The organism is Roseateles sp. GW821-FHT09G09, assembly GCF_059415965.1.
The window spans coordinates 204,148-229,622 of record NZ_JBWKOG010000009.1 but is presented as its reverse complement, the minus strand read 5'-3'; the positions used below and the strand labels follow the sequence as shown (position 1 = coordinate 229,622).

General features: G+C 69.1%; 22 protein-coding genes. 12 read left to right on the top strand and 10 right to left on the bottom strand.

All coding sequences use genetic code 11. The annotated features are described in order from the left end of the window. Positions 1–93: 93 nt before the first annotated feature. Entirely contained in the window at positions 94–1,002 is a 909-nt protein-coding gene (locus AC07O8_RS23265; protein ID WP_495050307.1) for a LysR family transcriptional regulator, read from the top strand. A 38-nt stretch (positions 1,003–1,040) separates the two neighbouring features. Here the strand turns inward: AC07O8_RS23265 and AC07O8_RS23260 are convergent, their stop codons facing one another. From AC07O8_RS23260 to kbl, 4 genes are all read right to left on the bottom strand, one after another. Next, positions 1,041–1,244, bottom strand: a complete 204-nt coding sequence (locus AC07O8_RS23260) for a hypothetical protein (RefSeq protein ID WP_495050306.1) — start codon at positions 1,242–1,244, stop codon at positions 1,041–1,043. A gap of 207 nt (positions 1,245–1,451) precedes the next feature. Next, complete coding sequence (locus AC07O8_RS23255) at positions 1,452–2,138, bottom strand: hypothetical protein (protein ID WP_495050305.1); 687 nt, start codon at positions 2,136–2,138, stop codon at positions 1,452–1,454. A 60-nt stretch (positions 2,139–2,198) separates the two neighbouring features. Further along, positions 2,199–3,161: an NAD-dependent epimerase/dehydratase family protein gene (locus tag AC07O8_RS23250; RefSeq protein ID WP_495050304.1), complete on the bottom strand. Its 963-nt coding sequence runs from the start codon at positions 3,159–3,161 to the stop codon at positions 2,199–2,201. A gap of 58 nt (positions 3,162–3,219) precedes the next feature. Further along, positions 3,220–4,437 carry a glycine C-acetyltransferase gene (kbl, locus tag AC07O8_RS23245; protein WP_495050334.1) on the bottom strand — a complete coding sequence of 406 codons (1,218 nt, stop codon included), beginning with the start codon at positions 4,435–4,437 and terminating at the stop codon, positions 3,220–3,222. A gap of 195 nt (positions 4,438–4,632) precedes the next feature. On the opposite strand from kbl, the gene AC07O8_RS23240 reads away from it, so the two are divergent. Both AC07O8_RS23240 and AC07O8_RS23235 read left to right on the top strand, forming a co-directional pair. After that, positions 4,633–5,211 (top strand): helix-turn-helix domain-containing protein, encoded by a 579-nt coding sequence (locus tag AC07O8_RS23240; RefSeq protein ID WP_297526646.1) that lies wholly within the window; start codon positions 4,633–4,635, stop codon positions 5,209–5,211. Between the two features lie 149 nt (positions 5,212–5,360). Further along, the gene (locus AC07O8_RS23235) at positions 5,361–5,681 is read left to right on the top strand and encodes a hypothetical protein (RefSeq protein WP_495050303.1); all 321 of its coding nucleotides are present in this window, start codon (positions 5,361–5,363) and stop codon (positions 5,679–5,681) included. Here the strand turns inward: AC07O8_RS23235 and AC07O8_RS23230 are convergent. Then, on the bottom strand, positions 5,665–7,014 hold the full coding sequence (locus tag AC07O8_RS23230; protein ID WP_495050302.1) for a YihY family inner membrane protein: 1,350 nt from the start codon (positions 7,012–7,014) through the stop codon (positions 5,665–5,667). The two genes, AC07O8_RS23235 and AC07O8_RS23230, sit on opposite strands and share 17 nt — an antisense overlap. 19 nt (positions 7,015–7,033) lie before the next feature. Between AC07O8_RS23230 and AC07O8_RS23225 the strand changes: the two genes are divergently transcribed. The 3 genes from AC07O8_RS23225 to AC07O8_RS23215 are packed head-to-tail and all read left to right on the top strand — an operon-like array spanning position 7,034 to position 12,239. Continuing rightward, positions 7,034–7,504, top strand: a complete 471-nt coding sequence (locus AC07O8_RS23225) for a DUF2069 domain-containing protein (RefSeq protein ID WP_495050301.1) — start codon at positions 7,034–7,036, stop codon at positions 7,502–7,504. Beyond that, on the top strand, positions 7,501–8,913 hold the full coding sequence (locus tag AC07O8_RS23220) for an FAD-binding oxidoreductase (protein ID WP_495050300.1): 1,413 nt from the start codon (positions 7,501–7,503) through the stop codon (positions 8,911–8,913). The genes AC07O8_RS23225 and AC07O8_RS23220 overlap by 4 nt, the downstream gene beginning before the upstream one ends. Then, on the top strand, positions 8,910–12,239 hold the full coding sequence (locus AC07O8_RS23215; protein WP_495050299.1) for a sensor histidine kinase: 3,330 nt from the start codon (positions 8,910–8,912) through the stop codon (positions 12,237–12,239). The genes AC07O8_RS23220 and AC07O8_RS23215 overlap by 4 nt, the downstream gene beginning before the upstream one ends. A gap of 79 nt (positions 12,240–12,318) precedes the next feature. Here the strand turns inward: AC07O8_RS23215 and AC07O8_RS23210 are convergent, their stop codons facing one another. Both AC07O8_RS23210 and AC07O8_RS23205 read right to left on the bottom strand, forming a co-directional pair. Further along, positions 12,319–15,552 carry an efflux RND transporter permease subunit gene (locus AC07O8_RS23210; RefSeq protein ID WP_495050298.1) on the bottom strand — a complete coding sequence of 1,078 codons (3,234 nt, stop codon included), beginning with the start codon at positions 15,550–15,552 and terminating at the stop codon, positions 12,319–12,321. 20 nt (positions 15,553–15,572) lie between these two features. Then, positions 15,573–16,820 (bottom strand): efflux RND transporter periplasmic adaptor subunit, encoded by a 1,248-nt coding sequence (locus tag AC07O8_RS23205; protein ID WP_495050297.1) that lies wholly within the window; start codon positions 16,818–16,820, stop codon positions 15,573–15,575. A 412-nt stretch (positions 16,821–17,232) separates the two neighbouring features. On the opposite strand from AC07O8_RS23205, the gene AC07O8_RS23200 reads away from it, so the two are divergent. Next, positions 17,233–18,309, top strand: a complete 1,077-nt coding sequence (locus AC07O8_RS23200) for a glycosyltransferase (RefSeq protein WP_495050296.1) — start codon at positions 17,233–17,235, stop codon at positions 18,307–18,309. 18 nt (positions 18,310–18,327) lie between these two features. Continuing rightward, positions 18,328–19,257 (top strand): glucosamine inositolphosphorylceramide transferase family protein, encoded by a 930-nt coding sequence (locus tag AC07O8_RS23195; RefSeq protein ID WP_495050295.1) that lies wholly within the window; start codon positions 18,328–18,330, stop codon positions 19,255–19,257. A 7-nt stretch (positions 19,258–19,264) separates the two neighbouring features. Here AC07O8_RS23195 and AC07O8_RS23190 read toward each other — a convergent pair whose 3' ends face one another. Beyond that, positions 19,265–20,686: an MFS transporter gene (locus tag AC07O8_RS23190; protein ID WP_495050294.1), complete on the bottom strand. Its 1,422-nt coding sequence runs from the start codon at positions 20,684–20,686 to the stop codon at positions 19,265–19,267. 186 nt (positions 20,687–20,872) lie between these two features. After that, positions 20,873–21,667, bottom strand: a complete 795-nt coding sequence (locus AC07O8_RS23185; RefSeq protein ID WP_495050293.1) for an inositol monophosphatase family protein — start codon at positions 21,665–21,667, stop codon at positions 20,873–20,875. Positions 21,668–21,767: 100 nt separating this feature from the next. On the opposite strand from AC07O8_RS23185, the gene AC07O8_RS23180 reads away from it, so the two are divergent. From AC07O8_RS23180 to AC07O8_RS23165, 4 genes are all read left to right on the top strand, one after another. Next, complete coding sequence (locus AC07O8_RS23180; RefSeq protein WP_495050292.1) at positions 21,768–22,178, top strand: FlxA-like family protein; 411 nt, start codon at positions 21,768–21,770, stop codon at positions 22,176–22,178. A gap of 58 nt (positions 22,179–22,236) precedes the next feature. Further along, the gene (locus tag AC07O8_RS23175; RefSeq protein ID WP_495050291.1) at positions 22,237–22,671 is read left to right on the top strand and encodes a response regulator; all 435 of its coding nucleotides are present in this window, start codon (positions 22,237–22,239) and stop codon (positions 22,669–22,671) included. 101 nt (positions 22,672–22,772) lie between these two features. Continuing rightward, positions 22,773–23,726, top strand: a complete 954-nt coding sequence (locus AC07O8_RS23170) for an alpha/beta hydrolase (protein WP_495050290.1) — start codon at positions 22,773–22,775, stop codon at positions 23,724–23,726. 42 nt (positions 23,727–23,768) lie between these two features. After that, the gene (locus AC07O8_RS23165) at positions 23,769–24,449 is read left to right on the top strand and encodes a DUF6928 family protein (protein WP_495050289.1); all 681 of its coding nucleotides are present in this window, start codon (positions 23,769–23,771) and stop codon (positions 24,447–24,449) included. 17 nt (positions 24,450–24,466) lie between these two features. Here AC07O8_RS23165 and AC07O8_RS23160 read toward each other — a convergent pair whose 3' ends face one another. Next, positions 24,467–24,955, bottom strand: coding sequence for a VOC family protein (locus tag AC07O8_RS23160; RefSeq protein WP_495050288.1), 489 nt, complete (start codon positions 24,953–24,955; stop codon positions 24,467–24,469). Between the last annotated feature and the right edge of the window lie 520 nt (positions 24,956–25,475).

Genomic DNA, 25,475 nt, shown 5'->3' with positions numbered 1-25,475 from the left:
TCCATCAAGGGTTGCGATGGATGAACGATAGGCCGTTGCATTCAATAAACACAGACGCCAAAATCGATACCGCCTGTCTCATTGTTGGAACACATGGACCTGAACGCACTCGCGGACTTCAACCTGGTGGCGACGCATGGCGGCTTCGGTCGCGCGAGCCGCGCCGGCCGCCGATCGAAGGCGACCCTGTCGCGGCGTGTCGCCGATCTGGAGGAGCAGCTCGGCGTGCGCCTCATCGAGCGCAGCGCCAAGGGACTCGAACTGACGGAGGCGGGTCAGCTGCTGCTCAGCCGGACCGAGGGTCCGATGAACGAGGTGGTCGACGCCTTCGCGTCCACGCGCGAGGGTGCGGACCAGGTGCGCGGTCAGTTGCGCGTCGCCGCGCCGCTGCTGTTCTCGCAACTCGCGATGGGGCGCCTGTGCGCCGATTTCCGCGCGCTCCATCCCGGGGTGACCGTGGACGTCGTCGCGGAGGACCGCGTGGTGGATCTGGTCGACGAGCGCTTCGACGTGGCGATCCGGCCGAATCCGCGCATGGCGACCACCCTGGTGGGCCGCTGCTTCGCGAAGGACCGGCTGGTGGTCGTCGCCGCACCGGCGTTCGCGATGCCGGCCTCCGGCAAGGCGGGCTCACGCCAGGCGGCGTCGAACGAGACCGCCGTGGAGGTGCCCGCGATCGTGAGCACCTCGCGGGAAGGCGACGTGTGGGAACTCGACGGCGGCACGCTCAAGCTCGCGCCGCGCGCGGTACTGCGGCTGTCGTCCATGCTGATGGTGCGGGACGCCACGCTCGCCGGCGCGGGGGTCGCGATGCTGCCTCAGTCCATCGTCTGGAGCCAGCTGACGCGCGGTGAACTCATCCAGTGGGGCGCGGTCCGCGGCAAGGAGGTCGACCTGTGGGTGCTGCACACCTCGCGCCGCCTCGCGAGCCCGAAGGTCAAGGCCTTCGTGGATTTCCTGTGCGCCAGGTATCCGGACGGGGTGCTGACGTTGGCTGGGTGAAGTGGTTGGTGTTCCGGATCAACGTTGAGCAACGACGGTTACTTCAGGTTCAGGTCCCAGTCCTGTTTGGCGGCCATCTGCACATCCGTGAACATGCCGTCGAGCTTGACGAGGTTCTCATCCACGAGCAGTTGCTCGTCTTCATCCGACGAACTCGCCGAAACATGCGCCAAGTGCTGCCGATAGTGCCTCAGCGCCTCCCACAGCAGGTTGTATTCGCCGACGATGAACCTGACGGGCATCTAAATCTCCTTCAACGCCTTCGAAAACTGGGTGACGTCGAGGATATAGAGGTCCGCGGGCGAGACCATGGCTTGCGATGCGGCGACGACGGGAGACATATGTGGCACCTCCGGGAAGGAAGGCAGCCACTTTGTCTGGTCGCATTGCAATCGTCATTGGCCTATGCATGTGAATGTCGCCAAGTTCACTCCCCATAAGAGTCAAATCTACTCTTTGGCAGGGAGCAACGCCTTCGCCGCCTCGATCCTCAATGCCATCGGCACGGTCGCATCGTTCATGACCTGCAGCAGGAACGCGCGCGGGTCGCTGAAGCCGGTAGCCGGCGAATAGGAGGCCAGCGGCAAGACCTCGGGCGACTGCGTTGTGACCGCGGGGGCCAGGTCTTGCGCTGCCGGCAGCGCGAGTTGCTCCAGCGCGGCCAGCCACTCCTGGCGCGCGATGCTCTTCAGCGACTTCAGCAGGTCCGCCTGCCCTTCCACGCCCGGCGGAATGTCCAGCCACGTCGCCTCGACGAACACCGGCGCGAGATCCGGCGCGACGAACGCGGACCATTGACCTTCCTTCACCTCGGCCGGCACCGCTGGAGGCTCCGTCAGGCAACGGATTCGAGGCGCGGCGACGCCGCCCAAATAGCGCGCTTTCAGGCCATCGAAGAAGGCCCTCGCCTCCTCCGGCGTACAGCCTTGCTGAAGCGAGAACCACAGCTGGTAGCTGTTTTCTCCCGCGATGGCGATGCCCGGCGCGGGCAGCGACAGGTCGAGCTGAACGCCGCGCCAGGCAGCGCCGAGCAGCTCCCAATCGGAGGGGCGCCCGACGTCGAGCACAAGCGCGCGCACCGATCCTTCAGGACCGGCGGCATAGAGACGTTGGAATTCGGTGGCGAGTCGTGACACGGGGGCGAATTGAGCTGAAGGAACCAGCCCCGAACTCTACGTCCTCGCCGGCCTGGCGGCTCAGCCCTGCGCGGGGGCTGTTTGCTCCGCCTGCGCCTTCAAGGAGGCGAGCATGTCGTCCGCCATCGCGTCCAGGTCGTAGCCGAGCTTCCAGCCCCAGTCGCGCTGCGCGACCGAGTCGTCGATCGACTGCGGCCAGCTCGCCGCGATGTTCTGGCGGAAGTCCGGCGCGTAGTCGATCGTGAAGCCCGCGATGCGGCGGCGGATGGATGCGGCGATCTGCGCCGGCGTGAAGCTCACGCCCGCCAGGTTGTAGCTGCCCCACTCGGTGATGCGCTCGGCCGGCGCTTCCATCAGCTCCAGCGTCGCGCGCAGCGCGTCGGGCATGTACATCATCGGCAGCGCCTGGTCTTCCTTCAGGAAGCAGGTGTAGCGGCCGTGCTTGAGCGCCTCGTGGAAGATCTCGACCGCGTAGTCGGTCGTGCCGCCGCCGGGCGGCGTCTTCCAGCTGATCAGGCCCGGATAACGCAGGCTGCGCACGTCCACGCCGTGGTTGGCGTGGTACCAGCGGCACCAGCCTTCGCCGGCCAGCTTGGAGATGCCGTAGATCGTTGACGGGTCCATCGCCGTCGTCTGCGGCGTGTCGCGCTTGGGCGTCTGCGGACCGAAGGCCGCGATCGAACTCGGCCAGAACACGCGCTCCAGCTTCACCGTGCGCGCCAGCTCCAGCACGTTGAGCAGGCCCTTCATGTTCAGGTCCCAGGCCCACATCGGGTGCTTCTCGCCGGTGGCCGACAAGGCCGCCGCCAGGTGGTAGATCTGCGTGATGCCGTGGCGCTTGACCACCGCCGCCAGCGCGGCCGCGTCCGTCACGTCCAGCATCTCGTGCGTCAGCTGCGGCACGCGGCCCTGCGGCGCCACGTCGCTGGTGATCACGTTGGCGTTGCCGTGGCGCTTCGCGAGCTCCACCGCCAGTTCGGAACCGATCTGGCCGTTCGCGCCGATCAACAGGATCTTCGTCATGGGGATCTACTTTTCAGACTGCTCTCAGGCTGCTTTCAGGCTGCCGCTGCGATGCCGCTCACTTCACCAGGCCCAGCTCGCGGCCCGCCTGCGTGAACGCGGCGACCGCCTTCTCCAGATGCTCGCGCTCATGCACGGCGGAGATCTGCACTCTGACTCTGGCCTGCTCCTTCGGCACCACCGGATAGAAGAAGCCCACGGCGTACACGCCCAGTTCCAGCAGGCGCGCGCTGAGTTGCTGCGCCTTGACCGCGTCGAACAGCATCACCGGCACGATCGGGTGGGTGCCCGGCTTGATCTGGAAACCGGCCTGCTGGATGGCCTCGCGGAAGTAGCTCGTGTTGGCCTCGAGCTTGTCGCGCAGCGCGGTGCTGCCTTCCAACAGGTCCAGCACGGCGATCGACGCGCCGACGATGCTCGGCGCCACCGTGTTGGAGAACAGGTAGGGCCGCGAGCGCTGGCGCAGCAGCTCGATCACTTCCTTGCGGCCGGTCGTGAAGCCGCCCGAGGCGCCGCCCAGCGCCTTGCCCAGCGTGCCGGTGATGATGTCGACCTTGCCGAACACGCCGCGGTGTTCATGCGTGCCGCGGCCGGTCTTGCCCATGAAGCCGCTGGCATGGCATTCATCGATCGCGAGCAGCGCGCCGAAGCGGTCGGTGATCTCGCGCATCTTGTCGAGCTGCGCGATCGTGCCGTCCATCGAGAACACGCCGTCGGTGAACACCATGACGTGACGCGCGCCGGCCGCGCGGGCGGCGACCAGCTGTGCCTCCAGGTCGGCCATGTCGTTGTGCTTGTAGCGGAAGCGCTTGGCCTTGCACAGGCGGATGCCGTCGATGATGGAGGCGTGGTTCAGCTCGTCGCTGACGATCGCGTCCTGCTCGCCCAGCAGCGGCTCGAACAGCCCGCCGTTGGCGTCGAAGGCGGCCGCGTAGAGGATCGTGTCCTCGGTGCCGAGGAAACGCGCCAGGCGCTGCTCGAGTTCCTTGTGGATGTCCTGCGTGCCGCAGATGAAGCGCACCGACGACAGGCCGTAGCCGTGCGTGCGCAGCGCCTCATGGGCCGCTGCCACGACCTGCGGGTGCGAGGACAGGCCCAGGTAGTTGTTGGCGCACAGGTTGATGACCTCGCGACCGTCGTTCGTCGTCACGATCGCGCCCTGCGGACCCGTGATGATGCGCTCGCTCTTGTAGAGGCCGGCATCGCGGATGCCCTGCAGCTCGTTCTGGAGGTGGCGATAGAAGTCGTCGGTGGACGGCGCCGTGGATGCAGCCATGGCGGGGGGGACGATGTTGGTCATGCGGTGCTCCTGCGGCACAATCCGTTAAATCGAACGCGTTCGTTATATCGAACGGGTGTGCAGTATCAAGGAAGCGCCGCAGCCGGTCAAGGCGTCGACGCTCGTTGGCACGCTATCCCAACTCCCCGTTTTTTCCGAACTTCCCCGAACTTCCCCCAACAACCGCCGCCGATGTCCGCCACGCCTGCCGAGAAACTGGAACCCCCGCGCGTCGGTGCGACCCTGCAGGCCTTGCGGCAATCGCAGGGCCTGTCGCTGGACGAACTGTCGCGAAGAGCGGGCGTGTCGAAGTCGATGCTGTCGCAGATCGAGCGCAACCAGGCCAATCCCACCGTGGCGGTGGTGTGGCGGCTGGCCAATGCGCTGCGGGTGGAGTTGTCGGAACTGCTGGGCGGCGAGAGACCCGCCGCGCCGCCGATCGAAATCGTCGCGTCGCACGGGACGCCGGGGCTGTCGAGCCCGGACGGCCTGTGCCGGCTGCGGATCCTCGGCCCCATCGATCTGGCCGGCCACTTCGAGTGGTACGAGTTGACCGTGCAGCCGGGCGGCGCGCTGGAGTCGGAGGCGCATGAACCCGGCTCGCGCGAGCATCTGAGCGTGCTCGGCGGCGAGCTGGAGGTGACCGCTGGCGGAAGCCGGCAGATGGTCAAGACCGGCGAGACCGCGCGGTATGCGGTCGACGGCGCGCATGCGATCCGCAACCTGTCGAAGAAGGCGGCGACGGCGCTGCTCGTCGTGCTGCACGCCTGAACACACGCGGCTGCGCGACCCGGCCAGGCCTGGCGCGCGGCTTTTCTTTCCAGCGCTCACACCTCCTGTTACTTGACCCTCGCGACCTGATGCCGACAATCAGCCGATTCGCGGAGGCGAGGGAGCGTATTGCAGTCAAGGCAGTCCACATGCAGCAACGCTCGTTTTCAGACAAGCACCCCCACATCCCCACCCCGACCCAACCGGCGACGATCGACACCGAAACCCAGGCGAAGCAGCTCCAGCTGCTGGATGGATCCGCGCGTCTGCGCGTCGCCGAGCAACGAGCGCGCGAGCACCGCTCCAGCCCCCTGATCGACAAGGCGGCATTGCCGCTCGGCGCAACACCGAAGTACGGCATGAAACCGACCGGCGCGACGAGACCGAAGCCGCCGTACCGGCGCGCGATCTATTCGGTGGTCCTGCTGCTGGCCGTGGCCGGCGGCGCGGCTTTCATGTACCTGCGCTAGCGGACGCCGTCGAAGACGCCGCCGACGTCCGGGCGACCGCGGACCCGGCAGGTCCGCTGACCGCGGCGGCGGACGGGGCGATCCCGTCGGGCGCCGCGCGCCCGATCAGCACGCCGACGGTCGTCTGTTCCCAGCCGGCGTGCTCCCACAGTTCCGCCAGCCCGGGCTGGCGGTCCGCCAGCAGCAGGCGGATGAGGGGCTCGGCGACCGTGGAGGACGGCTCGCACAGCAGCACCAGGCGCTGGGCGCCCTCCTCTTCCAGACGCCCGATCCAGTCCAGCTTCTGCAGGTGCTGGATGACGGGCTCCAGCTGCAGGGGGTCGACCGACATCCGCTGCGACAGTCCGAGCATCGACAGCCCCGACTCGCCCCCCAGGCGCGCCGTGTCGAGCTCGCGGATCACGTCCAGCGCCAGCGCCATCTGCATGCCGGGCCTGTTGCCGCGCACGCTGACGCCGCCGGCCAGGGCGGGCGCGTTCGCCGCCAGGATCGCGCCCAGCAGCACGATCGACCAGCCGACGTAGATCCAGATCAGGAAGATGGGCACCGCCGCGAACGCGCCGTAGAGCGTCGAGTAGGTCGGCACCTGTTTCACGTACCAGGCCAGCGCCAGCTTGGCCAGATGGAAGGCCACGGCGACGAAGGCCGCGCCGGTCAGCGCGTGGCGCCAGCGCACGTCGGTGTTGGGCACGTAGTGGAAGAGCCCCGCGATCGCCGCCCAGAGCACCAGCAGGTCCACGCTGTTGAGCAGCACCACCAGCCCGCGCGGCATGTTGTCGACGAGGTCACGGCTGGCGGAGATCAGCAGGCTGGTGACGGTCAGGCTGCCGCCCAGCAGCAGCGGCCCCAGCGTCAGCGCCGCCCAGTACACCAGCACGCGCTGCGCGATCGGCCGCGGCCGCTGCACGCGCCAGATCTGGTTGAGCGTGCGATCGATTGTCAGCATCAGCGACAGCGCCGTCACCGCCAGCACGATCAGGCCGACCACGCCGAGCCGGTTGGCCTTGGCCGCGAACTGCGTCAGCGACATCAGCACCGGGCGGGCGATGTTGTCGGGGATCAGCGATTTGAGGAAGTACTTCTCCAGCGCGGACTGGAAGCTGGAGAACATCGGGAACGCGGTGAACAGCGCCAGCGCGACGGTCAGCAGCGGCACCAGCGAGATCAGCGTCGTGAAGGTCAGGCTGCCGGCGGTCAGGCCCAGGCGTTCCTCGCGGAAGCGCTGCACGAACAGGCGCAGCGTGCGGGCGTACGGCCACGTCAACAGCTCGCGTCCGAGCTCCCGGATTCCCTCGCGCCAGCTCTGCGTCTGCGCCTGAACTTCACTGATCATGCTGGCTATGATGCCAGCCATGTCAAGCTTCGATGCCGCCTCCTCGGCCCCTCCCGGGAGGTCAGGACCGCCCTCCCCGACCGCCCCAACCGCACCGACCGCCCGCTCGGCGCCGACCTCGCGCGAGCGCGGCAGCCGGCAACTGGCGTTCTTCGCCACGCTGGCGCTGGCGCTGGTGTGCCTGGCCTGGGAGCTGTGGCTCGCGCCGACCGGACGCGGCACGCTCGCGATCAAGGCCCTGCCGCTGCTGCTGCCGCTGCCCGGCCTGTGGCGCTATCGCATGTACACCTATCGCTGGGTCAGCCTGATGATCTGGCTCTACGTGACCGAAGGCCTGGTGCGCGGGACGTCCGAAGGCGGTCTGGGCATGGCGCTCGCGTGGGTCGAGGTGGTGCTCTCGGTGACGATCTTCGTCGCCTGCGCCGCGCAGATCCGGCAGCGGCTGGCCGAAGCCAGACGGGCCGACGCCTCGACGAAGGACCTCGGATGACCGCCGCCCTGATCGACGCGTTGCGCGCGGCGCTGGGCGACGCGCACGTGCTGCTGCCGGCCGAACACGACCTGTCCGGTTATGAGCGCGACTGGCGCAAGCGCTACCTCGGGCGCGCGCTGGCGGTGGTGCGACCGGCCGACACGGCGCAGGTCGCCGCGGTGGTGACACTCGCCCGCGAGCATGGGGTGGCGCTGGTGCCGCAAGGCGGCAACACGGGGCTGGTCGGCGGCGGTGTTCCCGATGACTCGGGCACGCAGTTGCTGCTCAGCCTGCAGCGACTGAACCGCGTGCGCCAGATCGATCCCTCCAACCTCACGATGACCGCCGAGGCCGGCTGCGTGCTGCAGAGCGTCCAGCAGGCCGCGCGCGAGGCGGGCTGGCTGTTCCCGCTCAGCCTCGCCGCCGAGGGCAGCTGCACGATCGGCGGCAACCTCGCGACGAACGCCGGCGGCACGCAGGTGCTGCGCTACGGCAACGCGCGCGAGCTGTGCCTGGGCCTGGAAGTCGTGACCGCCGACGGCACGGTCTGGGATGGGCTGTCGGGACTGCGCAAGGACAACACCGGCTACGACCTGCGGGACCTGTTCATCGGTTCCGAAGGCACGCTGGGCGTGATCACCGCGGCAACGCTGAAGCTGCATCCGCTGCCGCGCGCGCGGATGACGGCCCTGGCCGCCTGCGACTCGCTGCGCGACGCGGTGACCTTGCTGGACCTGGCGCGATCGCGCTGCGGCGCGGCGCTGACCGGCTTCGAGGTGATGAACGCGCTGTCGCTGGCGCTGGTCCGCAAGCACTTCCCGCAGTTGACGCAGCCGCTCGGGCCGCGCCCGTGGACGGTGCTGCTGGAGCTGTCGGACAGCGAAGGCGAGGAGCACGCCCGCGCGCAGTTCGAAGGCCTGCTCGAGGAATCGCTCGAGCGCGGCGCGATCGACGACGCGGCGGTGGCGGAGAGCCTGTCGCAGAGCCAGGCGATGTGGCACCTGCGCGAGTCCATCCCGCTGGCGCAGAGCGAGGAAGGCCTGAACATCAAGCACGACATCGCGCTGCCGGTGTCGCGCATCCCGGCGTTCGTCGAGCGCTGCGACGCGCTGCTGGCGGCGCGCTTCCCGGGATCGCGGCTGGTGGACTTCGGCCATCTGGGCGACGGCAACCTGCACTACAACCTCCAGGCGCCGGCGGACATCGCGCCCGCCGACTTCCTGCGCGAACACGAGGCCGCGGTCAACGAGGTGGTCTACGACCAGGTGGCGGCGCACGGCGGGTCCATCTCCGCCGAACACGGCATCGGGCAGCTCAAGCGCGAGGAGCTCGCGCAGCGCAAGAGCCCGGTGGCCATGCAGCTGATGCGGCAGATCAAGCAGGCGCTGGATCCGCGCGGCCTGCTCAATCCAGGGCGGGTGGTGTGAGTCTGCCCGCCTCGCCGACCCCTCCCCGCCTCCACGCCCCCGCACTCGCCGTCTTCCTCGTCGTTGCCAGCGCCGTGGCGATGAGCGCGGCGCCCGCGCCCGCGCATGCGCAATCGTCGACGCCCTCCGAGCAGCCGCTCGCGCACCTGCAGCACACGACCTGGACGCTGAAGGACGGCATGGCGGGCCCGGTGATGGCGATCGCGCAGACCAACGACGGCTACCTGTGGCTCGGCACCGGCGCGGGGCTGTTCCGCTTCGACGGCGTCCGCTTCGAGCGCTTCGACACGCTCGCCGGCGAGTCGTTGCCGAGCCGGCAGGTGCTGTCGCTCTTCGCGACCCCGGACAACGCGCTGTGGGTCGGCCTGCTCGATGGCGGCGCGGCGCTGGTGCGTCAAGGCCGCATCATCCACCTCGATCCGGCGGGCGGACACTTCTCGTATTCGACGCGCGCCTTCGCCGCCGAACGCGACGGCACGCTCTGGACCGCCACCGGCCGCGCGCTGCTGAAGCGGCAGCGCGACGCCTGGATCGCCGTCGGGCCGGAGTCCGGCTACGTGGATGCCAGCGGGTACGCGCCGCCCACGCTCAATGTCGCCGTCGACGGCGGTGACAACGTCTGGGTCGTCACCGACCGCGCCGTCTACGTGAAGCCGGCCGGCACCGCGCGTTTCAGCGCCGTCGACATGCCCGCGCTCGGGCAGTCGAAGCTGGTCATCGACAACCAGGGGCGCGCGTGGGCCAACGACATGTCGCCGGCCGTCCGCGGCCTCTTGCGGCTGACACCGCCGGGCGCATCGACGGCTGCCGCCGTGCCGGCCGTTCCGGCCGTTCCGGCAGTCCAACCGGCAGCAAAACCGGCAGCCAATCTGACAGCCAATTTGGCAGTCAGTCCCGCAGCCAGTCCCGCAGCCAGTCCCGCAGCCAGTCCCGCAGCGGCACCGGTCGCCGTCCCCAAGAGCTTCTTCGCGCCCACCTTCGACCGCGCCGGCAGGCTCTGGTTCGGCGCGAAGGACGGACTGAACCGCCTTGCCGTTGAACGCGCGGCCGCGTCTGCGCCGGCCGCGCATCAATTCCTGGGCACCGACAAGGGCCTGTCCGGAGAGCTCGTGACACGCGTGTTCCAGGACCGCGACGGCGCGATCTGGGTCGGCACCAACGGCGGCCTCGACCGCTTCCGCGGCGCGGCCGTCGATCGCGTGGAGCTGCCCGACCGCAGTGCCAGCATCGCGATGACGGCCGACGCGCAAGGCCGCGTGTGGATCGCTTCCGGGAACTCCATCCAACGGCTGTCGCCCGGCTCGTCGACGCCGGAGAAGATGCCGACCGACCCGCGCATGGAGACCTTCACCGCCGTGTTCGTCGACAGCCGGCAGCGGCTCTGGGTCGGCGGTCGCTCGGGACTGTGGCGACAGGAGGGCGCGGGCTTCGTCCAGATCCCCACCCCCGACGGACTCCCCTGGACCGTCCCCGTCTTCGAAATCACCGAGGACGCAAGCGGCGCGCTCTGGTTCAACGCGCATCGCTATGGCTTGATGCGTTACGACGGGGGGCGGATCGCGCGCCTGTCCGGCAGCGACGGGTTCCCGCTCAAGGGGCCTGACGCGATCGGCGCGGACGACCGCGGCCGCGTCTGGATCGGCTACGGCGACGGCACCGTCCTGCGCCGCGAGGACGGCAGGACGACCAAGCTGGGCGCGTCCGACGGATTGAAGGTCGGTGCGATCAAGGTCATCGCGCGCCAGGGATCGCGACTCTGGATCGGTGGCGAAGGCGGCGTGCAGCTCGCCTCCGAAGCCGGCATGCCGATGCTGCGCCTGGCGGATCCCGGTGCGCTGGACGGCGTGTCCGGCATCGTCGAGACCCCCGAAGGCGAGCTGTGGCTCAACGGCGCGAACGGCATCACGCGACTTACCGCCGACGAGGTCCGCCGCGCGCTGGTCGCGCCCGGCAAGGGCGTGGTCCGCCCTTCCGGACGGCGCTTCGATCTGATGGACGGACTCACCGGACGCGCCGAGCAGTCGTGGCCGCTGCGCACGGCCGCGCGCACGCCGGACGGCGTCCTCTGGTTCTCGCTGAGCAACGGCGTGGTGCGCATCGATCCCGCACGGCTGCCCAAGGACGACCCGGCGCCCCCGCCCGTGGAGATCCAACGCTTGTTCGTGCATGGCGAGCCGGTGCCCGTCAGCGGACTCGGCGGCAAGGACAGCGACCAGGAGAGCGGCCAGCGCAGCGGAAAGAACAGCGGAAAGGACGGCGGCGGGGGCCCGCAACGCCTGCCGCCCGGCACGCGGGACCTGGAGATCGCCTACACCGCGATCAGCCTCGCCCAACCGGAGCGCACGCGCTTCCGGTACCGGCTGATCGGGCAGGACCGGGACTGGCAGGACGCGGGCGCGCGGCGTCGCGCCTTCTACACCAACCTCGGTCCGGGGTCCTTCGCGTTCAGCGTCGAGGCCTCGCAGGACGGTGGCCCGTGGAGTCCGACACCCGCGACGCTGCACTTCGAGATCGCGCCGACCCTGACCCAGAGCGCCTGGCTCCGCGCGGCGGCCGTGCTCGTGGGCCTGGCGACGCTGGGTGCCCTGGCCGCGCTGCGCGCGCGCCAGCGTCGCCTGCACGAGCAGGAGCGCCTTGCCGCGCGCGTGCAGGAACGTGAACGCATCGCCCGCGACCTGCACGACACGCTGCTGCAGGGCGTCTACGGCTTGATCCTGCGTTTCGAGGCCATCGCGCGCCGACTCCCCGGCACCGAACGTTCGGCCATGGAGCGCGTGCTGACGGACGCGGATGCGCTGCTCGTCGAAGGCCGCGACCGCGTCACGGACCTGCGCCTGCCGCCGCCGGACGCGAACCGCCTCGAGCACACGCTGGAAGGACTCGGACGCGAGCTGTCGCACACGCACGGCGCCGCCTTCGCGCTGACCGTCGAGGGCACGCCGCGTGCGTTGGCGCCGGCGCTTTCCGCGTCGTTCTGCCTGATCGCGCGCGAGGCGATCTTCAACGCGTTCCAGCACGCCCGGGCCCGACGCATCGAGGTCACGCTGCGGTACGACGCCGCGAGCTTCGTGCTCCTCGTGAGGGACGACGGCGTCGGCGTGCCCGATGACGTGCAGGACCGTGGCGGTCGCCCGGGTCACTGGGGACTGTCCGGCATGCGCGAGCGCGCCGAGCTGGCCGGCATCGCCTATCGCCTCACGTCGAACGCCGGCATGGGAACGGAGATCGAGCTGTCCGCCCCGGCCGGGCGGGCCTACGAACCGTCCGGCGCGACGGCGTCCCGCGCGGCCGGCGCCCCGTGGTGGCGCCGGGCGCGACGGGGCTGATCGAACGGAAAAAAGGCGCCTCGATGAGGCGCCTTCTTCGTTGTCAGGGCGAGTTCCCCGGCGAGCGATCCGGCCGCCGTCAGTCGTCGCCCGCGCCGTGGGGCGCGACATCGGCCGGACGGCGCTTCCTGCCGCTGACCACGTGCCAGCCGCTCATCACCGTGCGGAACACGAAGCGCACGAAGGTCAGGAACAGCACGAATTCCACGATGCCGGCGACCAGCGCGCCCGCCGTCGTCCAGCGCTGTTCGCGGCGATGGAATTTCGCCAGGAAACTGTCGCGCTTGATCTCGATGCTGTCGTAGAAGCTCGGCACCATCAGCAGCGTCAGGAAGGTCGACGTGATCGTGCCGCCGATGATCGCCACGGCCATCGGGCGATAGAACTCGCCGCCCTCGCCGATGCCCACCGCCACCGGCAGCATGCCGGCGATCAGCGCGAAGGTCGTCATCAGGATGGGACGGAAGCGCTTGCGGCCCGCGTGCATCAGCGCCTCCTCGCGGGGCACGCCGGCCTCCTCCTCCTGGCGCGCCGCGTCCAGCAGCAGGATGGCGTTCTTCGCCACCAGGCCCGCCAGCATGATGATCCCGATGAAGCTCATCAGGTTCAGCGTGCCCTTGGTCAGGAGCAGCGCCACCACCACGCCGATCAGCGACAGCGGCAAGGACAGCATCACGCCCAGCGGCGCGGTGAAGCTGCCGAACTGCATCACCAGGATCAGGTACATCAGGCCGATGCCCGAGGCCAGCGCGATGCCCATGGCGCTGAACACCTCCTGCTGGTCCTTCGCCGCGCCCGCCAGCTCGATGCCGTAACCCGGCGGGAAGTTGATCGCCTTGGCCAGCTTCAGCGCATCGCTGGTGACCTCGCCCGGCGAACGGCCGTGCGCGTTGGCCGACACCGCGATCATCCGCTTGCCGTCCGCGTGCTGGATCTTGGCCGGACCCTTGCCCATGGTCACCGTCGCGATCTGCTCCAGCGGCACCATCACGCCGGCGCCGGTCACGGCGATCGGCAGACGCTCGATGTTGCTCGCGTCGACCCGGTCTTCCGGCGCCAGCCGCACCGCGACGTCCCGCGTCTCGCTGCTCGGGTCGATCCAGTCGCCGACCTCCACGCCGGCGAACGCCACGCGCAAGGAATTCGCCGCGTCGCCCACCGAGATCCCCAGCGTGTTGGCCAGGCCGCGGTTGAGCTCGATCTGCAGCTCGTTCTGCGGATCCTGTTCCGACAGGCCCACGTCCACCGCGCCCGGCACGCGGCGCAGCTTCTCCATGTAGTCGGTGGTGATCTCCATCAGCTTGCGCGAGTCCGCGCCGGAGAACCGGATCTGCACCGGCTTCTGCGCGCCGTTGTTCAGGTCGTCGAGCACGACGTACTCGGCGCCCACCAGGCGGGCCACCCGCGTGCGCAGGTCAGCGGCGATCTCCGCCGCGCTGCGCTTGCGCTTGGTGCTCTTGCCCAGGTCGACGTAGACGCGACCGCCGCTGGCGTTGACGCTCTCGTTGGTGGCCACCGTCTCGGGCATCTCGCGCGCCAGCGCGGAGGCGGCGCCCATCTTCAGGCGCGCGTATTCCAGGCTGGACGAGGCCGGCGTGCGGACCTCGATGGCGATGGTCCCGGAGTCCGACGCCGGCAGGAAGCTGGTGCCGCCGAAGGTCGCCTGCAGGAAGATCGCCAGCACGAAGCTGAGGACCGCGAACGCGGCCATCCACTTGCGGTGATGCAGCGCCCAGGCGATCACGTGGCCGTAGCCGTCGGCCTGACGGTCGAACCATTCGTTGAAGGCGTGCAGCTTCTTAGACACCCAGTTGGTCTTGGGCGCTTCATGGTGCCCCGGGGGGTCGCCCCAGAACGCCGAGAGCATCGGGTCCAGCGTGAACGAGATGAACAGCGACACCAGCACCGAGGCCACCACCGTCAGCCCGAACGGCCGGAACCATTCGCCGGACACGCCCGGCATGAAGGCCACCGGGATGAACACGGCCACGATGGAGAAGGTCGTCGCCGCGACGGCCAGGCCGATCTCGGCCGTGCCCTTCAGCGCCGCGGTGCGGCGGTCGGCGCCGCGTTCCATGTGGCGCACGATGTTCTCGCGGACCACGATCGCGTCGTCGATCAGCACCCCGATCGCCAGCGACAGGCCCAGCAGGCTCATGAAGTTCAGCGTGAAGCCGCACAGCCAGACCGCGATGAAGGCCGCGATCACCGAGGTCGGCAGCGACAACGCCGTGATCATGGTCGAGCGCCACGAGTTCAGGAACACGTAGACGACGAAGATCGTCAGGCCCGCGCCGAACACCAGCGCGTGGATCACGTTGTTCAGGCTGTCCTGCGCGTCCTGACCGCCGTCCTGCACCACCTCGAGCTTCGTGCCCTTGGGCAGCGTCTTGTCGATCTCCTCGACCAGCTTGCGGACCTCCTTGGCCACGCTCACCGTCGAGGCGTCGCGCGAGCGCGTCACCATGATGCCGACGTTCGGGTGGCCGTTGCGCACCGACAGGCCAGTCTGCTCCGCGAAGCCGTCCTGCACCGTGGCCACCTGGCCCAGGCGGATCAGCTCGCTGCCGGAGCGCTTCACGACGATCTGGTTGAAGTCGGCCGGCGACTCGATGCGGCCCAGCAGCCGGATGCTCTGGTCCTCGAGCTGACCGCGCACCTTGCCCACCGGCGCCGTCGTGTTCTGCATGCGCAGCGCGTTGACGACCTCGGTCACCGAGACGTTGAACTCGCGCAGCTTCTGCGCGTTCAGCAGCACCGACAGCTCGCGCTTGAGCGAGCCGTTCACCGTCACCGTCGCCGCGCCCGGGATGGCGCGGAAGCGGTCGGCGAACTGGTCCTCCGCCATCCGCGAGATCTCGGCGTGCGACTGGGTGCTGGACGACAGCGCCAGTTGCATGATCGGCTGCGCCGACGGGTCGACGCGCTGCAGCACCGGCTCGCGCATCTCGGTGGGCAGCTTGTGGCGGACCGCGGCGATCGCGTTGCGGACCTCGTCTGCCGCCTCGATCATGTTCTTGTCGAAGTTGAAGAACAGCAGCAGCTGCGCCGAGCCTTCCCCCGAGGTCGACCTCACCTCGTTCACGCCGGAGATGCTCTGCAGCGACTTCTCGATGCGGTTGACGATCTCGCGCTCGGAGGTCTCCGGCGACGCGCCGGGATAGCTGATGCTGACCACCAGCAGCGGCAGGTCGACGTCGGGCCGCTCGTTGACGCGCAGCTTGGACAGGGCCAGCAGGCCCAGGGCCATCAAGCCGATGATGATCACGATCATCGCGATCGGCTTCTTGACCGAGAAATTGGAAAGGAACATGGTTCAGGCTCCTGTGCGCATCACTGGGCCGACGCGGCCGAAGCCACCGGCAGCACCGGCAGCGGCACCGCGGTCGACCCCGAGGTGCCCGAGCCGGACGTGGTCGACCCTGCCGCGGGCGCCCCGCCGACGTTCGTCAGGCCGGAGGTGGCCGCCGCGGCGACGGCGCCCTTGCCGAGCTCCACGCGCTGACCGTCGATCAGCGTGCTGGTCGGGCTGCGCAGGATGCGATCGCCCTGCTTGATCCCGCCCGTCACCACATACAAGCCCTGCCGGTCGTCCCGGGCGCCCAGGGTCACGGAGGTCTTCGCGACCTTGCCGCCGTCCAGTCGCCAGACGAAGGACTTGTCGCCCTCCCGCACCAGCGCGCTGTCCGCCACCATCAGCGCCGAAACGCTGTTGGTCTGCACGCGGCCTTCGGCATACAGGCCGGCCACGCCGGGCTGCTGCGCGCCGGCGAAGTCGACCAGCACCTCGACCTGGCGCGTGTTGGCGTTGGCGGCCTGGGCGATGCGGCGCACCTTGCCCTGGAAGTCCACCTGCGGATAACCATTGACGCGGAAGTAGACGGTCTGCGCGAGCTTGAGCTCGGACATGCGGTCGGCGGAGACCAGCCCCTCGAAACGCATTGACGCCGGGTCCATCACCTTGATCAGCTCCTTGCCGATCTGCGCCGAGTCGCCCGGCGACACCTTGCGGTCGGCGACGACGCCGTCGAACGGCGCGCGCACCTCGGTGCGCTGCTGCTGCTGGCGCGCCGTGGCCACGCGGGCCCGGGCGGCGACCAGGTCGCTCTGCGCGTTGTTGCGGCGGATCTCGGCGTCCTCCATTGCCTGGATGGAGCTCATGCCCTGCGCCTGCAGCGTCTTCAGCCGCTGATATTGACGCTCGGCCTGCTCGAAGCTCTGCGAGGACGCGCGGGCGGACTCGTCGGCCGACTGGACCGAGTCGCGGATGGCCGTGTCGTCCAGGCGGACCAGCAGGTCGCCGCGCTTCACGCGCTCGCCGTTCTCCTTGTAGACCTGCAGCACGATGGCCTGCAGTTCGGCGCGCAGGTCGGCGCGGCGCTCCGGCTGGATCGAGCCGGTGATGACCGGACCGCTGGCGTAGGCGCTCACGCCCAGGGTCTGCACGTCCTCGTTGGCCACCAGCAGGCTCGGCGCGCTGGCTGCCTCCGCCGCGGGCGACGCCTTCTTGTCAGGAGAGGACTTGCCGCAACCGGCAAGCAGGGATGCAACGACAAGGGCAATCAGCGACAGACGCAGCATGAAGCGGGCTCCGGGGGAACGTGGCAGATGACGTAAAGAGGTGTCCTTCGTGCGAAAGCCGCAAAAAGGCGCGCTAGCTTAACTTCAATGACCCTGCATGCAGGTGGTCACGTTCCGCAGTTCATCCCAGGGAAACGGCGCTTCGTCGCGCCGAGGCCACCCGCCCCGGCGTTGCCGGTTTGGTTACGTGGCGTTTCATCATCGCCCGGGTGACGACGGTCGTTCGCCCGCTGGCTCGACCCCACTTTTGGGCTCGATTGTTCGGAAGACGTCAACGTCACCCATGGAATTGCGCACACCTTTGCTCCGGAGTCACCGTACACCCCACGATCTCGGGGGAAATCCCGCTCTATTGCTGAATGTTAAGAAATAGACTCCATACGTTATTTATCCTTTTTGCCGATTCGACGTCATGCGCGCACTCTCCATCGTCCATGTGGTCTTCTCGTCTCGCATCGCCGGTGGTGAGCACCACTGCGTCGACCTGGCCAACGCCCAGGCGGCGCTGGGCCACGCGGTCCACGTGATCGGACCGGCGGGATCCGCGGTCCGGCACGCTCTAGACCAGCGCGTGACCTACCACGGGCTGCGTCTGCCGCTGCTGCGCGGCGCGCGCGTGCGGCGCCTGGCCGCGAAGCTGCGCGCGGATGTCGTCCATGGCCATCTGGGGCCGGCTTGCAAGGCGGTGGCGGCGGCCAAGGAACGGGTGCGTGTCGGCACGTTGCACGTCGGGTACAAGACGCATCACCACGCGCGGATGGACGCGCTGGTGTGCGTCAATTCGGCGCAGGTCGGTCACCTGAAGGAATTCGCCGGCATGCATCGCGTCATCTACAACTGGGCCCCGGAGCGCAGCCCCGGCTCCTGCGCCGCGCAGCTGCCGTCCGGCTCGCTGCGGATGGAGCTCGGCATTCCCCACGCCGCGCCGGTGATCGGCTGCGTCGGGCGGCTGCATGCGGCCAAGGGCATGCACACGCTGATCCAGGCCTTCCAGCAGAGCGCGCCGGCGGAGGCGCACCTGGTGCTGATCGGCGAAGGTCCGCAACGCGCCGATCTCGAGGCGCTGCGCGGCGGCGACAAGCGCATCCACCTGCTGGGCTTCCGCTGGAACGTCGACGAACTGCTCGGCGAGATGGACCTGTACGTCTCCTCGTCGCGCGAGGAGCAGTTCCCGCTGGCCATCCTCGAGGCCATGCGCGCGCGCCTGCCGATCGTGGCGACCGCCACGCTGGGCGCGCGCGAGATGCTGGACCCGGCGCAATCGGCCATCGTGCCGATCGACGACGCCCCGGCGATGGGCCAGGCGATCGCTGCCGCCCTCGCGCAGCGGCAACGCGACCAGCGCCGCCCGGTCGACTACGACATGCACCGCTATGACCGCTCGACCGCCGTGCGGGCCACGCTGGCGCTGTACCGGGAGGTGCTGACGCGCCAAGGCGCCCGCGTGCACGAGCTGGCCGGCCTGAGCGTGGAAGACGCGCATGGTTGACCTCCATGATTGACGTCCATGTTTAAGCGTCCGAAGTCGGACTTCTGGACCGTCGGCGTCGTTCCCGAGCGCATCGATCTGCTCAGCCCCGAGCGTCTGCACGAGCTGCGGGAGCGCATCGTGTGGATGCCCGGAGCCGGGGACTGGCGCTACTACGCCGATCCCTTCGCCCTGCGCGACGGCGACGCGCTGCACGTGTTCGTCGAGAACTTCGACTACCGCACCAAGCGCGCCGACCTGCAACGCCTCACGCTGAACCTCATCGACGGCGCCTGGAGCGCGCCCAAGCCGGTGCTGCAGACGCCTTTCCATCTGTCCTACCCCTTCGTGTTCGAACACGACGGGCAGGTCTGGATGGTCCCCGAATCCAGCCAGGCCGAGGAAGTCGCGCTCTACCGCGCGGTCGACGGCGCCGAGCGCTGGGAACGCTGGGAGCGGGTCTGCGCCCTGCTGCCGGGCGTGCGTGCGGTGGACGCCTCGCTGCTGCGGCACGACGGGATCTGGTGGATGTTCTATGCGGTGATCGGCCCGGACAAGCGCGACCAGCGCGAGCTGCACGTCGCGCATGCCGACTCGCTGCAGGGGCCGTGGACGCCGCATCGCTCCAATCCGGTGAGGTCCGCGCACGACGGCGCGCGGCCGGCCGGCACGCCGTTCGTCGGCGGCGACGGCCTCGTGACGCTGCCCGTGCAGGACAGCCGCAACGGCTACGGCGGCGCGACGCGCTGGGTGCGCTTCACCCGCCTGTCGCGGGAGGCTGTCGAGGTCCAGGCGCTGCCGGCGACCTTCACCGGCGATCTCGCGCATCGCGACTTCGCCGGCGGCCTGCACACGATGTCGGCCTGCGGCGACCTCACGCTGATCGACGTGAAGCGCATCGACCGCTCCCGCCATCGGCAGTGGCTGGACTGGAAGCGCCGCGTGCGACGCTGGTTCGGCAAGCGCTGAAGCCGCGCTAGTCCGCGTCGTGCATCGAGGGCGCGATGTCCTCGAGCGGTTTGCGTTCCGCGTCGACGCCGAAGCGCAGCGCCAGCAAGCCCGCCACGATCACCAGCACGGCACCGATGCCGTAGCCGATCGCGACGTTGCCGCGATCGCCGCTCTCCACCAGCCACCCGAACAGCAACGGCGCCACGAAGCCGCCCGCGCCCGTGCCGACCGCGTAGAAGATCGCGATCGCCATCGCGCGCATCTCGAGCGGGAAGACCTCGCTGACCGTCAGATAGGCCGAACTGGCCGCCGCCGACGCGAAGAAGAACACCGCCGACCAGCACAGCGCCTGCGAGCGCGCATCGAGCACGTCCGCCACGAAGGCCACGCCGGTGGCCGCCAGGCCGACGCCGGCCAGGCCGTAGGTCAGCGCGATCATGCGACGGCGGCCCACCCGGTCGAACAGCGGCCCCAGCAACAGCGGGCCCAGCACGTTGCCGAGTGCGAACGGGAAGATGTAGAGCGCCACCCGATGGTCGGCGACGCCGTAGAAACGCGTCAGCACCAGGGCGTAGCTGAAAAAGATCGCGTTGTAGAAGAAGGCCTGCGCCAGCATCAGCGACAGCGCCACGCCGCTGCGCACGCGGTACCGGCGCAGCAGCACATGCAGCACCTCCCGCATGGTCGGCACGGGGCGGCGATGCTCGCGCTGCGCCGCCGGCGGGACCGGCGGCAGCGGACCGTGCTGGGCGGCGACCTCGGCCTCGATCGCGTCGATGATCCGGCCGGCCTCCTCGACACGCCCGTGGCGCAGCAGCCACCGCGGACTTTCCGGAACATGGCGTCGCACGAGCACCATGCCGACCGCCAGCAGCGCGCCCATCCCGAAACCCACGCGCCAGCCCTGCACGGGGCCGAGCACGTCCGGATGGAGCAACAGGAGACTGGACGCGGCCCCCAGCGCGGCGCCGATCCAGAAGCTGCCATTGATGGCGAGGTTCACGCGGCCGCGCACGCGAGCGGGCACGAGCTCGTCGATCGCGGAGTTGATGGCGGCGTATTCCCCGCCGATGCCGAGTCCGGTGACGAAACGGCACAGCGCGAAGAAGGTGAAGTCGGTGGAGAACGCCGTCGCGAGCGTCGCCACGGCGTAGAGGGCGAGCGTCGCCAGGAACAGGCGCTTGCGGCCCAGCCGGTCCGACATCCGACCGAAGATCAAAGCGCCGACGATCGCGCCCGCGAGATACAGCGATCCGGACCAGCCCACCTGGACGGCGCTCAGCCCCAGGGTGTCAGGTCGTTCCAGCACCGCGCCGACGGAGCCCACGAGGGTGACCTCCAGGCCGTCGAGCACCCAGGCCACGCCGAGTGCGAGCACCACGCGCCAGTGCCAGCGCGACCAGGGCAGCCGATCGAGTCGGCGTGCGATATCGAGGGAAGCCGTCATCGACGGCCAGTCGGCAATCGACGTTCCGTACCAATCCACCAAGCCCTCAACGCTCAACGCTCAACGCCCACCCAAGGTCAGCGAGCGCAAGGAAGTCAGGGAGTCAGCGAGTGCGGCTGGGGCCGGAATGGGGCTTGAGGGTCCAGGAGGGAGCCCTCATGCCCCGTGGAGAGCCCGCGCTTGGCCTCAGGAAGTCGTCTTCCAGGCGGCCGCCGCCTCTTCCCACACCTCGCGGCTGCGCGCCACCAGCAGGCCCGGCTGCCGGTCGCCGGCGCGGTACGGGGTGCCGTCCAGCCGCGCCGCGAACCCGCCCGCCTCGGCGATGAAGAGGGTGCCGGGCGCATGGTCCCAGGCGAGTTTGCGCCAGTACAGCGTCGCGTCGAACGCGCCTTCGGCCAGCGCGGGGTACTCGGCGCCTGCGCAGTTGAGGCCGGACAGGATCTCGACGCCCTGCCAGGTCGCGACGCGGTCCTGATGCTCCTGGGGCAGGAAGCGCGTCTTCACGACCGCCCGTTTCAGCCCCGGCCCCGAGGTGGCCTGCAGCCGCTGCGCCTCGCGCCAGGCGCCCTGCCCGCGCCGGGCGTGATGCAGCACGCCCGAGATCGGGTCCAGCATCCACGCTCCGACGGTCACGCCGTCCTCCAGCAACGCCACCATCGACGACAGCGGTTCCCGCCCGGAGATGAAGTTGAAGGTTCCGTCCAGCGGATCGACCAGCCACACGGCGCCTTCGTCGAGCTGGTCGAGCAGCTCCGGCGTCTCGGCGCACTGCTCTTCGCCGACGACGCGCGAGCCGGGCACCAGTGCGCGCAATTCGGGCGTCAGGAAGGCCTCGACATCGCGATCGACGGTCGTGACCCACTCTCCCGGGGCTTTTTCCATCACCTCGTCGTCCGCCAGATGGCGGAAACGCGGCGCGATCCATTTGGAGGCGGCGTGGCGCAGCAGGGCGGCGACGGGGTCAGTCGTTGTCGAAGTCATGCGGAGATGCTACCCGCTGCGCCATGACCCCGACGCGAGCCCGGCGCCCTCAAGACCCGGCCCTGGCGGCCGATATCAGGGCATCGCCCAGGAACCCATCATGCATGTCGCCGTCCCCTCCGCCTCCTCAGCGTCGGCCTCGACGGGAAGCTCCGCCGCGGCTTCCGGCACGGGCACCGATGCGCAGATCGCACGCCTGCAATCGCAGCTCAAGCAGTTGCAGAAGCAGATGAAGGACCTCGCATCGGACTCGACCCTGGATGCGCAGGCGAAGGAAAAGCGCCAGAAGTTGCTGCAGTCCCAGATGCAGGTGGTCATGGACCAGATCGCCCAGATCCAGAAGCAGGCGGCGGAAGCCGCGCAGGCGAAGGCCGCGGAGCCGTCCGGCCAGGGCACCGTGTCTGCAAGCTCGGCGCAGGATCAGGCTCAGGATCAGGACGCCGAAGCGGTCGACGCCAGGCGCTCCCGCGCCCATGCCACGCTGGGCGCCTTCCTCGACCAATATGCCTGAATGGCCTGAACGGCCTGAGCATCCTCGCGCTAGCATTCCACCCCTGAAGGGGTTCCACATGGTCACGACGATCAAACGCGAAGAGTTCTGTTTCCTGGTGGTCGACGATTTCTCGACCATGCGTCGCATCATTTCCGGGCTGCTGCGCGAACTCGGCTTCAAGAAGATCCTCGAAGCCGAGGACGGCAAGGCCGCATTGCGTCAGCTCGAACTCTCGGCCGAGTCCGGCGAGCCGGTCCACTTCGTGCTCAGCGACGTGAACATGCCGGTGATGAACGGCTTCCAGTTCCTGGAGGCCTTGCGCGCGAGGCCCGAGTCCGATCCGCTGCGCAATGTGCCGGTGCTGCTGGTCACCGCCGAGGGCCGCAAGGAAGACATCATCCGCGCCGCAAAACTCGGCGCCACCGGCTACATCGTCAAGCCGTTCAACAAGGACACGGTCGGCGACAAGATCCACCTGACGCTGAAGAACCGCAACATCCTGGTCGACTGAGCGGCGCCCGGACGGGCGTAACGCCCGTAACCCCTCCCGGGGAGCGTCCCATCGACGCGGCGCGACACACTCGCGACCCCTTTGTTGCTCCGACTCCTCGCATGACCGACCGCAGGCAAGTCCTCGCCGCGGCGATGGGTTCGCTGCTGATGCCGACCGCCCGGTCCATCGCCGCGCCCACGCTGCCGGAGGCCACCGGGCCCTACGCCCTCCCCGGCACCTTCGTCCATCCGTTGCCCGATCCGGTCACCGGGCGACGCTATGAGGTCTGGATCGACCTGCCGCCGAACACATCGCCGAACACAGCGGCCAACGCTCCGCCGAACGCCGGCCCGCGACCGGCCGTGTTCGTCACCGATGCGCCCTACGCCTTCCCGCTGGTGCGGGCCCTGCGCAACCGCGTGGGCCAGCAGGGCCGCAACCTCGCCGATTTCGCCGTCGTCGGGCTGGCGGGGCCCGCGGACGAGTCCGCGGTCGACATGCGGTCGCGCGACTACACGCCCAGCGATCCCCGGACCCGGCCGGGCCGACCCGCCGACCGCTATGGCGCGCCCCGCTACGGCGAAGGCGCGGCCTACCTCAAGTACCTGGCCGACGTGGCAGTGCCGGCGATCTCGGCGCGGTATCAGCTCGACGCGGGCCGCCGCGTGCTGCTCGGGCATTCCTATGGCGCGCTCCTCGCGTCACAGGTGCTGTTCGCCAAGCCGACGCTGTTCAGCCACTACATCCTCGGCAGCCCGTCCTTCTGGTTCGATCGGCACCTGATGTTCGACCGTGAGGCGGCCTACGCGAAGCAGCACACCGATCTGGCGGCGAGGATCTTCCAGTACGTCGGCGCCTACGAGTCCGTCGCGCCAGGACCGCGCTTCAACAAGGAGACCGACCTCGTCGCCGATGCGCGCCGGTTCGAATCGCTCCTGCGCAAGCGCCGCTACCCCTCGTTGCGCATCGAGAGCCGCGTGCTGGCCGGCGAGGACCACCTCACCGTGGCGCCGGCCGGCGCGACGCTGGGCCTGCTGTGGGCGCTGCCCGGCAAAGGACCGTACGAGGGCTGACGCGATTACCATCCTCGCCACGCAACGGAGAGGATGTGGCGCATGGGGGCCAAGACCTGGATGCTCGTCATCGCGGACGGCGACGCGCGCGCGGCACTGGAAACGCAGCCCGCGCTCGACCGGGACGCGACACGCGCGCTGGCTGAACGGCTCTTTCCAGGAGAAACGCTCGAACTGATCGGCGAAGGCGACCTGAGCTATACCAATCCGCCCGACCCGTTGATGTTCATCGGCTGTTTCCCCGGCGTCTCCGTCATCGCGGCCAGCGAGTTCGCCATCGATCATCCGTCGCAGCTGCCGGGACGCTTCCTCGACATCGCCGGCAGACGCCGGATCACCTTGCACGCGATGCACAGCGTGGTCGACTGGTTCGCGTTCGCCGTCTGGGAGGACGGCCGGCTCATCCGCTCCCTGAGCCTGTCGCCCGACAGCGGCATCCTGGAGGACATCGGCGAGCCCCTGCCCTTCGAGGCGCCGTACTGGGCGGAGCAGCCGCGCGTGGGCACCGTCGACGGCGAGGACGCCTATCCCTTGCCCTTCCATCCGCTGGAACTGGGGGAATCCGTCCTGCTCGCCCGGTTCGGGTACCAGCTCGAAGGCGGCGGTGACGCAAGCGTCGATCCGTTCGCCATCCCGCTGCTGCACTTCCAGCGCGCCGGCACGCGGCGCAAGGCCGCCCAGGAGGAGCCTCCGGCAAGCGCGCCCTGGTGGAAGTTCTGGTGAGGGCGACGGGGCGCCGTTCAGGGGCCGACTGAACCGCTCAAGGCCGCCACCACCTCCGGCGGCGCCTGCACCAGCTCGATCAGCACGCCCTCGCCGCCGATCGGGAATTCGCCGCTGCTCTTCGGATGGATGAAGCAGATGTCGTGCCCTGCAGCCCCTTTGCGGATGCCGCCAGCCGCGAAGCGCACCCCGTTCGCGGCCATCCATTCGACCGCCTTGGGCAGGTCGTCCACCCACAAGCCGATGTGATTGAGCGGCGTCGCGTGAACCGCCGGTTTCTTCTCCGGATCCAGCGGCCGCATGAGGTCGACCTCGATCCGGTGGGGGCCGTTGCCGATCGCGCAGATGTCCTCGTCGACGTTTTCCGACGCCGACACGAAGTGGCCGACGACCTCCAGCCCCAGCACCTCCACCCACAGCCGGCGCAGCGCGGCCTTGTCCGGCCCACCGATCGCGATCTGCTGGACGCCGAGGATCCGATAGGGCCTGGTGGCATTTGTCGTCATATTAATTGGCTGCCAATAACTAATAGAGGTGGGCATACCTTCGAAACTACGGCCACGCGCACGGCCGGAAACTCGTGAACTTATCACGGCCAACACAAAGCACACCGGTCGAAGCCCTCGTCCGACGCTGGCGTCACGGGCCTTTCTTCACACGGCTCACATCGTGTTTCACATACTCGAGCGGCGGTCAACCGCGCGTCGCGGGCGCCTTCGACCTCCGAACCGGCTTCAGCATGACGCGTAAGTGCCGATCACCATTGAATGTCTGCCGCGTGACCGGCGAACGATCGTTCGATGACGCGGCCGGAATCCCTTGCCTTGGCAAGCATCGCCTCCCCCGCGTTCGCGGGCTTTGCGCCGCTTCTGTAACCGTGAACTGAGGCCGACTCCGGGCCCTTTTGTTCCGTTCATGTTAAGCGCGCCACCCATAACATTTCCGGGCTCACTCAAGTTTGTCAATCGGCGTCCGAAAACCGAATGACGGCACCCGGAAGTTGGGGTGCCCGGCAACAACAAGCTG